The organism is Mesorhizobium sp. AA22, assembly GCF_001672375.2.
Classification (GTDB): Bacteria; Pseudomonadota; Alphaproteobacteria; order Rhizobiales; family Rhizobiaceae; genus Mesorhizobium; species Mesorhizobium wenxiniae.
In genome coordinates this window covers 317,306-328,785 of sequence record NZ_CP048406.1, presented here as the reverse complement: position 1 = coordinate 328,785, position 11,480 = coordinate 317,306, and the positions used below count along the sequence as shown (strand labels likewise).

Here is an 11,480-nt window from a genome sequence, read left to right as displayed (position 1 = left end):
TAAGTGAATTCCGCAGGGACTATCTTCGCCGGCTTGACGGGACGCAACCGGCCAGCCGGCGATCATTTGCCTGCCAGAATATCCTTGATCAGCCGTTGGCAGCGCTCGGCCATGAAATCGAGCAGCAGCCGCACCTTCGGGTCCTGCAGCTTCTTGTGCGGGTAGACGGCGGCGAACTGCACCGGTGTCGGCGGCGTGTCGGGCAGGATCACCTTCAGCCGCCGGTCGCGGATGAACGGCTCAACCTCGAAGCGCGGCTTGTTGATGATGCCGCGGCCGGACAGCGCCCAGCCGGTCAGCACGTCGCCATCGTCGGTGTCATAAGGCCCATGCACTTCGAATTTCCGCGGGCCGTCAGCCGTCTGCAGCGTCCAGACGTATTCGCGCGCGCCGGAATAGCGAAGCATCAGGCAGTCGTGCTTTTTGCCGATCAGTTCCTGCGGCTCGGCCGGCTCACCGCGCGTCTCCAGATATTTCGGCGCCGCCACCAGCACCCGCTCGCACTCCATGATGCCGCGCATCCTGAGGCTGGAATCCTCGATGATACCCAGCCGGAAGGCGACGTCGATGCCTTCCTTCATGATGTCGACATTATGGTCTGAAAGCCTCAGCCGAACCTCGATATCAGGGTATTTGTCGTGGAAATCTGGGATGCCCGAGGCCACCAGACGCCGGCCGAGGCCGAGCGGCGCTGTCACCTTGATGGTGCCGCGCGGCTGGCCTGACAACGCGCTGACCGCGGCCTCCGCCTCGGTGACCGCCTCAAGCACCTGCTTGGCGCCGGAGTAGAACACCGTGCCGTGCTCGGTCGGCATTAATTGCCGCGTCGTGCGGTTGAACAGCCTGACACCAAGGTGCTTTTCGAGCTCCTTGATGCGGTTGGAGGCGACCGCCGGCGAAATGCGCATGTCACGGCCCGCCGCCGATAGATTGCCAAGCTCGACGACGCGGACGAAAACGGCGATGTTGTCGAGGTAGGCCATGCGGCTTTATGGCTCTCATACGGCTGCGTAGGGATAAACCTAATATTTTCCATTTTTTTTTGAAAGTCATCGTGCAGCTCGGCCCTTTCCGTTTGCGCTCCAGTCCGTAAAGTCAGCCGATCGGCAGGGACGACTTTTCAATGTTGGATTTCGCGATTTTCTGGGACTGGCTGAGTTTCGCCGTGCGCTGGCTGCATGTCGTCACCAGCATAGCCTGGATCGGTTCGTCCTTCTATTTCGTTGCGCTTGATCTCGGCTTGCGCCAGCGACCGGGCATGCCCGTCGGCGCCTTCGGCGAGGAATGGCAGGTGCATGGCGGCGGGTTTTATCACATCCAGAAATATCTGGTTGCCCCGGCTGAAATGCCCGAGCACCTGACCTGGTTCAAATGGGAATCCTACGCCACCTGGCTGTCTGGCTTTGCCATGCTGTGCGTCGTCTACTATGCCGGGGCGGACCTCTTCCTGATCGATCCCAATGTGCTTGCCATGTCGGTGCCTACAGGCATCTTGCTGTCACTGGCGACGATCGGCGTCGGCTGGGTGGTCTACGATCTCTTATGCCGTTCGCCGCTTGGCAACAGCGACACCGGCCTGATGCTGGTGCTCTATGGCGTGCTGGTGTTCATCGCCTGGGGTCTTACCCACCTGTTCACCGGCCGCGCCGCCTTCCTGCATCTTGGCGCCATCACCGCAACGATCATGTCGGCCAATGTCTTCATGGTCATCATCCCGAACCAGAAGATCGTCGTCGCCGACCTGATCGCCGGCCGCAAGCCCGACCCGAAATACGGCAAGATTGCCAAGCAGCGCTCGCTGCACAACAATTACCTGACGCTGCCCGTTTTGTTCCTGATGCTGTCGAACCACTACCCGCTGGCGTTCGGCACCGAGTTCAACTGGGTGATCGCCTCGCTGGTTTTCACCATCGGCGTGCTGATCCGGCACTATTTCAACACGATGCATGCGCGCAAGGGTAACCCGACCTGGACCTGGCTGGCTGCCGCCGTCCTGTTCGTCGCCATCATGTGGCTGTCAACGGTGCCGAAAGTGCTGACCGTCGAAGTCAAGGCGTCCTCTGCGGCACAGGTCTATGTCGCCTCGGCGCACTTTCCCGCAGTGCGCGACACGGTGCTTGGCCGCTGCTCGATGTGTCATGCGCGGGAGCCATCCTACGAGGGCATCTATTACGCGCCGAAAGGTGTGATGCTCGACACCGACGCCGGTATCGCCGAGCAAGCCCGCGAGATCTACCTGCAGGCCGGCCGCAGCCACGCGATGCCGCCCGCCAACGTCACCCATATCACCGACAAGGAGCGGGCGCTGCTGGTGGCATGGTTCGAGCAGGCAGGGGAATAAGCATGACCAGCACACTCCTGCGCGGCCGCACGCTGTCTTTCCTGCGCTGGCCTGAGACCGTCGACGACCATTCCGCCTGGCGCTACGAGGATGACGGCGGCCTGCTGCTCCGCGACGGCAGGATCGTTGCCGCGGGCGCCTACGCCGACGTCGAGAAAAAAGCTGATGAAGGCGTAAAAAAGATCGACCACCGCCCTTACCTGCTGCTGCCTGGTTTCATCGACGCGCATGCGCATTTTCCGCAGATGCAGGTCATCGCTTCCTATGGCGCGGAACTGCTCGACTGGCTGAACACTTACACTTTTCCCGAGGAGACCAAATTCCAGAACGCACAGCATGGCCGACGCATCGCCAGGCTGTTCCTCGACGAGATGGTGCGTCATGGCACGACGACCGTCGCCGCCTATTGCTCGGTTCACAAGGAATCGGCCGAAGCGTTCTTCGCCGAGTCGCATGACCGCAACATGCTCAACATCGCCGGCAAAGTGATGATGGACCGCAACGCACCGGAGGGTGTGCTCGACACGCCGCAATCGGGTTATGACGACAGCAAGGCGCTGATCGCCGAATGGCACGGCAAGGGGCGCCAGCACTATGCCATCACACCGCGCTTCGCCATCACCTCATCACCCGAGCAGTTGGAGATGGCAGGCGCGCTCTGCCGCGAATATCCTGATTTGCACATGCAGACGCATCTGTCGGAAAACCACGCCGAGATCGCCTTTACGCTGCAACTTTACCCACAGGCACGCGACTATACCGATGTTTACGAGCATTATGGGCTGCTCGGGCGCAAAAGCCTGTTCGGCCACTGCATCCATCTGTCGGAACGCGAGGCGGATGCGCTTTCGGACACGGGCTCGGTGGCCGTGTTCTGCCCGACCTCGAACCTGTTCCTCGGCTCGGGCTTGTTCGACTATCAGCGCTACCGCACGCGTGACAAAGCCCTCCGCATCGCCGCCGCCACCGATGTCGGCGGCGGCACCAATTACTCGATGCTGCGCACCATGGATGAGGGTTACAAGGTGGTCGCGCTGAACGGCGAGAAGCTCAACCCGTTCCAGTCGTTCTGGCAGCTCACCCGCGGCAATGCCGAGGCGCTGTCGGTCGTGGAAAAAGTCGGCACGCTCGACCAAGGCAGCGATGCCGATATTATCGTCCTCGACGCCCGCGCCACGCCGGCCATGCGGCTGCGGAGGGAGACGGCGGACACGCTGGCGGAGGAACTGTTTCTGCTGCAGACACAGGGCGACGACCGCGCCGTGCGCGAGGTCTATGTCGCCGGACGTGCGATGAAAAGCGATCTGGGACTTAACGTCGGGCTATGAAGTAATCGGTGGGTTCAAGCATGACAGTACGCCAGTCCAAGCTGATCGGAATGGTCGGAGGAATGAGCTGGGAGTCGAGCGCCCTCTACTACCGGCTGCTGAACGCGGCCGCACATCGCCGGCTTGGCGGCCATCACAATGCGCGCTCCGTACTGTTCACGCTCGATTTCGACGAACTTAACACCATGGCTTCCATGGATCGATGGGATAGCGTCGGTGAAAGAGTTGCCGAGGCCGCGCGGTGCCTGGAAAGGGCCGGGGCAGACTTCGTGATCATCACCGCGGTCACCCCGCACTCGGTTGCAGATCAGGTTGAGGCGGCGATTGGTATCCCATTGCTCCATCTGGCCGATCCGACTGCAGTTGCGATCCGCAACCGGGGTTTCTCGCGCGTCGGACTTTTGGGAACCCGATACACGATGGAGATGGATTTCTTCAGACAACGGCTCAGGGACCGTCATGGCCTCGACGTGATCACGCCGCTACAGGAGCAGCGCACCGCTTTGCACCGGATCATCGTTGACGAGCTGACCCTGGGCGCCGTCAAGAACGCCTCCAAGGCGGCGCTCCTGCAAATGGCGCGTGATCTCCAGGCCCGGGGCGCGGAAGCGATCATCGTCGGCTGCACCGAACTGCCGCTTCTGCTCGACACGGACGACTATCCTGTGCCAGCCTTCGACGTAACGGTTCTTCATGCCGAGGCCGCGGTCGATCTGGCGCTGGAGACGGATCCGCGTGAAGCATCCCAGGCTTGACCCGGCGGCAGCCATCGGTCAAAGCGTGGAGTTGACAGGGGAACGACATGGCCGTTGCGGACGATATCGCTCTGATCCAGAAACAGGAAGCCGAGCTTGTCTTCCCGGCCTTTGATGAGGCTGTCGCCTTCAAGATCGGCTCGGCGATCCGCGACCGGGCACTAGCCGAGAATCTGCCGATCATCGTCGACATCAGAACCTTCGACCGGCCGCTGTTCTACGCGGCAATGCCGGGCTCGAACGCCTCCAATCCGGATTGGGCGCGGCGCAAGATCAACGTAGTGCGGCGGTTCCTGAAAAGCACCTACCGCATGGTGCTGGAGCAGCAGCGTCCCGACCGCAGCTTCAAGCCGGGCGAGGGGCTCGACATATCAGACTACGTGCTGGCCGGCGGCGGTTTTCCAGTCACGGTCAAGGGCGCCGGTGTGATCGGTGTGATCGCGGTCTCGGGCCTGCCGGAGCGCGAGGATCACGGCGTCGTCGTCGATGCGCTGTGCAGCCATCTCGGCGTCGACGGGTGCGAACTGGCACTGCCGCCGGAAGCAAAATGACCGAGATCGATCCCAAGACCTTCCTCACCGCCATCTTCAATGCCGCCGTCGCCGCTGCCGATCCCCAGAGGACCATCAGGGATCACCTGCCGGCAAGGCCGAAAGGGCGCACTATCGTCGTCGGTGCCGGCAAGGGTTCGGCGCAGATGGCGGCGGCTTTCGAGAAGGTGTGGGACGGGCCGATCGAAGGGCTGGTCGTCACCCGCTACGGCTACGCTGCGGCATGCCAGCGCATCGAGATCATCGAGGCGGCGCATCCGGTGCCGGACGTCGCAGGGCTCGAAGCGTCGCGCCGGCTGCTCGAAAAAGTTCAGGGGCTGACCGCGGATGATCTGGTCGTGGCGCTCATTTCCGGCGGGGGGTCGGCGCTGCTGCCGGCGCCCGCGGAAGGTCTGACGCTGGCCGACGAGATCGCCGTCAACGAGGCGCTGCTCGCCTCCGGCGCGCCGATCGCCGCCATGAACACTATCCGCAAGCATGTTTCCATTATCAAGGGCGGTAGATTGGCCGCGGCCGCCTATCCGGCCAAGGTCATGTCGCTGGTCGTCTCCGACATTCCGGGCGACAATCCGGCGCTGGTCGCTTCCGGTCCGACCGTTCCCGATTCGGGCAGCCGCCAAGAGGCGCTGGCATCGATCGCCGCCTATGGCATGAAACTGCCGGCTGCGGTGATGGCGCATATCAATTCGCCGGCCGCAGATGCGCCGCGCGCCGACGATTCGCGTTTTTCGCGCAACGAAGTGCATCTGATCGCCTCGGCCGGCGTATCGCTGGAAGCGGCTGCAGCCGAAGCCAGGCGCCATGGCATCGAGGCGGTCATCCTCTCCGATTCCATCGAGGGCGAGGCACGCGAGGTCGGCGGTGTCCACGCTGCGATCGCCCGCGAAGTCGCGACGCGCAACCGGCCCTTCCGAAAGCCCGTGTTGGTCTTGTCTGGTGGAGAGACGACGGTGACTTTGCGGGCAAAAGGCAAGGGCGGCCGTAACAGCGAGTTCCTGCTCGCCTTCGCTATCGGCATCAGCGGCATGGATGGCATCCACGCGCTGGCCGCTGACACCGACGGCATCGACGGCTCTGAGGACAATGCCGGCGCCTTCGCCGATGGCTCGACGGTGTCGCGGATGCGGGCGACGGGCGTCGATGCTAAGGCCATGCTCGCCGGCAACAATGCCTGGACGGCATTCAACGTCGTCGGCGATCTTTTTATGCCCGGCCCGACCGGGACGAATGTCAATGACCTAAGGGCGATCCTGATCAGATAGGTTCAGGCCGCCATCAGCTTTTTTACCGCCTTCATGTCCTGCAGGAACCGCTCGCGCTCGGCCTGCTTGTCCGCCGGCTCGCGAATACGCAGGATGAAGGACGGGTGGATGGTGACGAACACACGCAAGCCATCGTCGCGCTCCACGACCTCGCCGCGCATCTTCATGATCGGCACGACCTTGCCGAGCAGCGACTGCGCCGCTGTTGCGCCGAGCGCCACCGCCAGATTGGGCTTGATCATTTCGAGCTCCTTGTCGAGCCACCAGCGGCAGGCCTGCACCTCGCCGGCATTTGGCTTGGAGTGAATGCGCCTCTTGCCGCGCGGCTCGAATTTGAAATGCTTGACCGCGTTGGTGACATAGACTTTCAACCGGTCGACGCCGGCATCCTCAAGGATGGCGTCGAAGACCTTGCCCGCCGGCCCGACGAAGGGTTTGCCGGCCAAATCCTCCTGGTCGCCAGGCTGTTCACCGACGAAGATCACCCTGGCCTTGTCAGGCCCTTCGCCGAACACGGTCTGTGTTGCATTGCGCCAAAGCGGGCAGCGGCGGCAGGCTTTCGCCACTTCGCTGAGTTCGGGAATAGATCTTGCGTCGTCGCCTTCCGTCGTCCCAGGCAATTCAGGCTTCGGCCAGCGTCTTGCCTGCACCTTAGCGCGGTGTGGCGTGGGATTTGTCTGCATCCTGGCGATCATGGCTGATGCGGCCTTGTCCGCTGCTGCGATCAGACACGCAATGAGCAAAGCCCGCGGAAGGTTCCGTTGAAATTACACACGCCTGCGCCTTCACCGGCGGATGGCCGACAACGCGATGCCTACACCTCGTGCAGATAGAGATGATAATCCAGTTCGCTGACCGTGCGCGCCACGCGCAGATATTCGGATTGCTTGATCGACACAAACGTACGGTGCAGGTCTTCGCCCAGTGCGCCTTTGAGGAACGTCGACGCGCGCGCGGCCTCGATCGCGGCGCGCCAGTCCACCGGCATGGTCGTGCGCGTGATTGCCGATTCGTAGCCATTGCCGGTGGTTTCGGGGCCGGGATCGAGGCCTTCGTCGAGACCCTTAGTGATGCCGGCCAGCACAGTTGCCGCTACCAGATAGGGATTGGCGTCGACGCCCGACGGCCGGTGCTCGATGCGCCGGTTTTTCGCATCACCCGCCGGCACGCGCAGCGCCACCGAGCGGTTGTTGACGCCCCAGGTCGGCGCCACCGGCGCATAGGATTGCGAAACGAAACGCCGCCATGAATTGGCGTGCGGCGCAAACACCAGCATCGATTCGGCCATGGTCTGGATGAGGCCGCCAAGGCCGCGCAGCAGCGGCAAGGACCAAGTCTCGCCGCTAGCCTCAGTGAAGACGTTCTTGCCGGCGTTGTCCCGCAGCGAGACATGGAAATGCATGCCAGAGCCGGCATATTTCTCGATCGGCTTGGCCATGAAGCAAGCGGTGACGCCGTGGCGGCGCGCCTGTGCCCGCACCAGCCGCTTCAGCATGACGAGGTCGTCGGCCGCCCGGATCACATCGTTGCGGTAGTTCAGTGTCAATTCGTACTGGCCGGGCGCATATTCGGAAATGACAGTCTCGGCCGGGATGCCTTGCACCTTGGCCGCGGCATAGATGTCGGAAAACAGTGGCTCCATGCCGTGCAGATGGTCGACGGAATAGACCTCGGTCTTGGCCGAGCGTCGGCCGTCGAGCACCGCGTCTGCCGGCTGCACCTTGCCGTCGGCGTCGCGCTCGTTGGCGAGCAGGAAGAATTCGAGCTCGAAGGCGCCGGCCGGATGCAGGCCCTTGGCCGCCAGTATCTCCACCTGACGGGCCAGCGCCAGCCGCGGATCGGAGGACATGGGCTGACCGTCGAGATGATACATCGCCATCAGCACCTGGCCGCGCGGCGGCTGTGTGCCGAACAGCGGCACCAGCGTGCCGGGGATCGGCCATGCCCGCAGGTCGCCGTCGCCGGTCGTCCAGATCAGCCCCGTCTCGTGAACGTCCTCGCCGGTGATGTCGAGACCGAGGATCGAGATCGGCATGTGCCGGCCGCCCTCGAAGATGCTCTTCAATTCGTGCCGGCGCACGATCTTGCCACGCCCGACGCCATTGGCGTCGGTCAGCACGATGTCGAACGCTTCGATTTCGGGATGGGCGTCGAGAAAGGTCTGCGCCTCGGCAGGCGTCGAGCCCGAAGGTGATGTCATAATGGCGTTCAAAATTTGCTTGTGCGCTTCTCTCATGTGCAAGCTTGTCTCATGCCGCGAGCCTTGCCGCAACCGCGCCGAAGGCGGTGATCAGGCGGTTGACCTGGGTGGCGCTGGTCGCCGGCGAGATCAGCATCATGTTGTGGAACGGCGCAATCAGCACGCCGCGATTGACCAGTGCGACATGGATAGCCGCTTCGAGCTCCGGCGCGTGCGCTGTTTCCGCCTCGCCGCCATTCCTCAGCGGGCCAGGTGCGCAAATGAACTCGACGCGCGCGCCGACTCGGGCAACATGCCAGGGCAGGCGGCAACGGTCGATGACGGCGGTCAGCCCTGCGTCGAGCCGCCGCGCCAGATGGTCCATATGGTCGTAGTTCTCCTCGGTCATCACCTCTTCGAGCGTGGCGCGCATTGCCGCGAACTGCAGCGGATTGGCCGACAGCGTCGTACCCATGCCGGAATAGCCTGGTTCCTTGGCGCTGATATAGTGGGTATAGCGGCTGGCGACGTCTTCGCTCATCCCCCACACGCTGGCCGGCACGCCACCGGCGATTGGCTTGCCGAGCACGAACAGGTCCGGCTCCAAGCCGTGTTTCCTGGTGTAGCCGCCCGGACCGGTCGAGATCGTGTGCGTCTCGTCGATCAGCAGCAGGGTGCCGGTGGCGCGGGTGAGACGGCGTAGCGCGTCGTGGAAGCCGGGTTCGGGCAGCACCATGCAGGAATTGGTCAGCACCGGCTCGGTGATGACGCAGGCGATATCCTTATTCCGGAGCACGGCCTCGAGTGCCGGCACATCGTTGAGCTCGATGACATCGGTCGTCCGGGTAAGGTCGCGGAATTCGCCGGCCAGTCCCGGCCGGTTGGCCGGTCTGCCGCCGACCAGCCGCACCATCGTCTCGTCAACCGAGCCGTGATAGCAGCCGTTGAAGACCAGGATCTTTTCCCGGCCGGTGATGGTGCGGGCGACGCGCAGCGCAAAGCGGTTGGCATCGGTCGCCGTCGTCGCGATCTGCCAGAACGGCAGGCCGAAGCGCTGTTGCAGCAACGGGCCGATCGCTACCGCATCTTCGGAAGGCAGCATGTAGGTCAGGCCGTGTCCGGCCTGCCGGCGGATGCCGCGCGCGACCGGCGGCGGCGAATGGCCGAACATCGAGCCGGTATCGCCGAGGCAGAAATCGTCGAGCCGGTTGCCGTCGATATCGGTGATGGTGGCGCCTCTGGCGCTGTCGACCAGGATCGGAAACGGCGTCGGCCAGTCGTTCATCCAGTGCATCGGCACGCCGCCGAAGAAGCCCGGCAGGCCGTTGCCGACCTTGGCTGCCGATTTCGGCCTTGCCTTGCGGAAGGCTTCGGCCTCGGTCTCGCGCAAATCGGCGATGCGGGCAGTGCTGATGCCGCCGATGGAAGTCTTTAAATGGTCGATAGTATGCATGAAGGTCCCTCTCATCCGTCACTCTGCCAATCGGCGTCCGGAACCGCAATTGGCCGCACAGCTGTCCTGCATTGGTTCAGCGGCCACGGTGAAGAGGACGGGCGCTTGACCTGAGGGCATCCTCCAGCATCAATGCGGATAGGGTTTGTGGCTGGGGAAAGAAAGATGCGGACGATCTTCTGTGCAACAACGCTGCTGTTATCGGCCGGCTCGGCCTTCGCCACCGGCGGCATCTGGTGCTCGGCCGAGGATGCAGCGGTGAAATTCCAGGTCGAGGCCGGCGTCACCAGAGGCATGGGCGGTCCAACGTTCAATTTCCGCGGCGATCTCGAAATTCTCGGCAGACCCGTCGGCGACGATTTGCGCAAGACAGTGTTCGAGGATTCCAACCTCACGCAATACTGGCTCGACGGCAAGGAATTGCGGCTGCTCGTCTATCGCGAGCACGAGGTCGCAAACACCTACAGCTCTGTCGAACTGACGATCGTGACCAAGTCCAGTGAAGAAGGCGCCTATGACGGGCGCTATTCGCTCGCCATCTATGAGGGCACGGCTGACACGGATGGCGATGGCATGCCTGCCGCGTTGACCGGCAAAGTCTCCTGCGGGGCCGAGTAGAGAACTCCCGGTTATGCGGAAATATCGATGACGCCGCAATCGCCGGCGGCACTGCCGAAGGCGACGCGGCGTTCCTCCCTATCCCAAATCATCGAGGTGATGGCGCCCTTGCCCGGTCGGCGCAGAAGCACCTCTTTGGCGTCAGCGAAACGCACCGCCATCACCATGCCGTCGTCATAGCCGACGGCGACGACATCCTGGCTTGGATGGCAGGCGACCGAGGTCACCATGGCGTTGCCGCGCGTGCCGAGTTCCAGCGGCGCCTTGCCCATCGGCCCGTCCTTGCCCGAAAACGGCCAGACGATCGCCGCCGGTGCGCCGGAACTGGCCAGCCATTTTCCCTTGGCGCTCCACGACAGGCTTTTGACTTTGCCGGGATAGCCGCTCATGCGCATGTGCTTGCCGTCGGCCAGCTTCCAGCCATGTAGGGCGTTCTCCTGCATGGTGGTGACGAGGAAGACGCCATCCGGCGAGAAGGTGATGCCGGTATGGGCGCCGGCCCATTCCAGCTCGACTGGCTTGCCGTCCGCCGCCGGAAAATGCAGCGTCGCGCCATTGTAGCGGGCGACGCCGAACCGCATGCCCTTGGGCGAGAACGCCAGCCCTTCGACCGAACGCGGATGCATGAATTCTTTAGTCTTGCCGTCGGCAAAGCGCACAAAGGCGATTTTGCCCGAGGCATAGGCGATGGCGCCTTGTGGTCCGGCGGCGACGCTGGTGATCCATTTTTTCCCGGCGCTTGCCAGTTCTGCCGCATTGCCGCCGGCGATAACCGAAAAAATCTTGCCGTCCTCGCCGCCGGTGATCAGCCGGTCGTTGGCCGCATCGTGGAACGCGGCGAGCAGCCCGTCATTGGCCTGCGCCGTTTTGTGGCCATGGTCCAGCCGATGGATTGTGCCGTCGGCCAGTGCGAAATGCGGTACGTCGCCAAGGAAGACGGCGGCGATGCAATGACCCTGGAGATCAAGTGGGGCGACTGTGGGCATGGCTATC

The 11,480-nt window shown here is 63.3% G+C and carries 11 protein-coding genes; 6 read left to right on the top strand and 5 right to left on the bottom strand.

The genetic code is table 11. The features are described from left to right. Positions 1–62: 62 nt before the first annotated feature. Entirely contained in the window at positions 63–983 is a 921-nt protein-coding gene (locus tag A9K68_RS01500; RefSeq protein ID WP_065006098.1) for a LysR family transcriptional regulator, read from the bottom strand. A 140-nt stretch (positions 984–1,123) separates the two neighbouring features. On the opposite strand from A9K68_RS01500, the gene A9K68_RS01495 reads away from it, so the two are divergent. Genes A9K68_RS01495 through A9K68_RS01475 form a run of 5 tightly spaced genes read left to right on the top strand, consistent with a single transcriptional unit; the run spans position 1,124 to position 6,237 of the window. Continuing rightward, the gene (locus A9K68_RS01495; protein ID WP_065006097.1) at positions 1,124–2,341 is read left to right on the top strand and encodes a urate hydroxylase PuuD; all 1,218 of its coding nucleotides are present in this window, start codon (positions 1,124–1,126) and stop codon (positions 2,339–2,341) included. Positions 2,342–2,343: 2 nt separating this feature from the next. Then, positions 2,344–3,669: a guanine deaminase gene (gene guaD / locus A9K68_RS01490; RefSeq protein WP_065006096.1), complete on the top strand. Its 1,326-nt coding sequence runs from the start codon at positions 2,344–2,346 to the stop codon at positions 3,667–3,669. A 20-nt stretch (positions 3,670–3,689) separates the two neighbouring features. Continuing rightward, positions 3,690–4,424 carry an aspartate/glutamate racemase family protein gene (locus A9K68_RS01485; RefSeq protein WP_065006095.1) on the top strand — a complete coding sequence of 245 codons (735 nt, stop codon included), beginning with the start codon at positions 3,690–3,692 and terminating at the stop codon, positions 4,422–4,424. A 47-nt stretch (positions 4,425–4,471) separates the two neighbouring features. Continuing rightward, the gene (locus A9K68_RS01480; RefSeq protein ID WP_029347573.1) at positions 4,472–4,975 is read left to right on the top strand and encodes a heme-degrading domain-containing protein; all 504 of its coding nucleotides are present in this window, start codon (positions 4,472–4,474) and stop codon (positions 4,973–4,975) included. Beyond that, entirely contained in the window at positions 4,972–6,237 is a 1,266-nt protein-coding gene (locus A9K68_RS01475) for a glycerate kinase (RefSeq protein WP_065006094.1), read from the top strand. Before A9K68_RS01480 ends, A9K68_RS01475 begins: the two co-directional genes overlap by 4 nt. A gap of 2 nt (positions 6,238–6,239) precedes the next feature. Here A9K68_RS01475 and A9K68_RS01470 read toward each other — a convergent pair whose 3' ends face one another. The 3 genes from A9K68_RS01470 to A9K68_RS01460 all read right to left on the bottom strand — a co-directional run bounded on the left by A9K68_RS01470 (position 6,240) and on the right by A9K68_RS01460 (position 9,869). After that, positions 6,240–6,920 carry a UdgX family uracil-DNA binding protein gene (locus A9K68_RS01470; RefSeq protein WP_065006165.1) on the bottom strand — a complete coding sequence of 227 codons (681 nt, stop codon included), beginning with the start codon at positions 6,918–6,920 and terminating at the stop codon, positions 6,240–6,242. Between the two features lie 131 nt (positions 6,921–7,051). After that, positions 7,052–8,437 carry a glutamine synthetase family protein gene (locus tag A9K68_RS01465; RefSeq protein WP_065006093.1) on the bottom strand — a complete coding sequence of 462 codons (1,386 nt, stop codon included), beginning with the start codon at positions 8,435–8,437 and terminating at the stop codon, positions 7,052–7,054. 49 nt (positions 8,438–8,486) lie between these two features. Beyond that, positions 8,487–9,869, bottom strand: a complete 1,383-nt coding sequence (locus tag A9K68_RS01460; protein WP_065006092.1) for an aspartate aminotransferase family protein — start codon at positions 9,867–9,869, stop codon at positions 8,487–8,489. 165 nt (positions 9,870–10,034) lie between these two features. Here A9K68_RS01460 and A9K68_RS01455 point away from each other — a divergent pair, with 165 nt between their 5' ends. Further along, on the top strand, positions 10,035–10,487 hold the full coding sequence (locus A9K68_RS01455; protein ID WP_065006091.1) for a hypothetical protein: 453 nt from the start codon (positions 10,035–10,037) through the stop codon (positions 10,485–10,487). A gap of 11 nt (positions 10,488–10,498) precedes the next feature. Here the strand turns inward: A9K68_RS01455 and A9K68_RS01450 are convergent, their stop codons facing one another. Beyond that, entirely contained in the window at positions 10,499–11,473 is a 975-nt protein-coding gene (locus A9K68_RS01450) for a WD40 repeat domain-containing protein (protein ID WP_065006090.1), read from the bottom strand. Positions 11,474–11,480 lie beyond the last annotated feature (7 nt).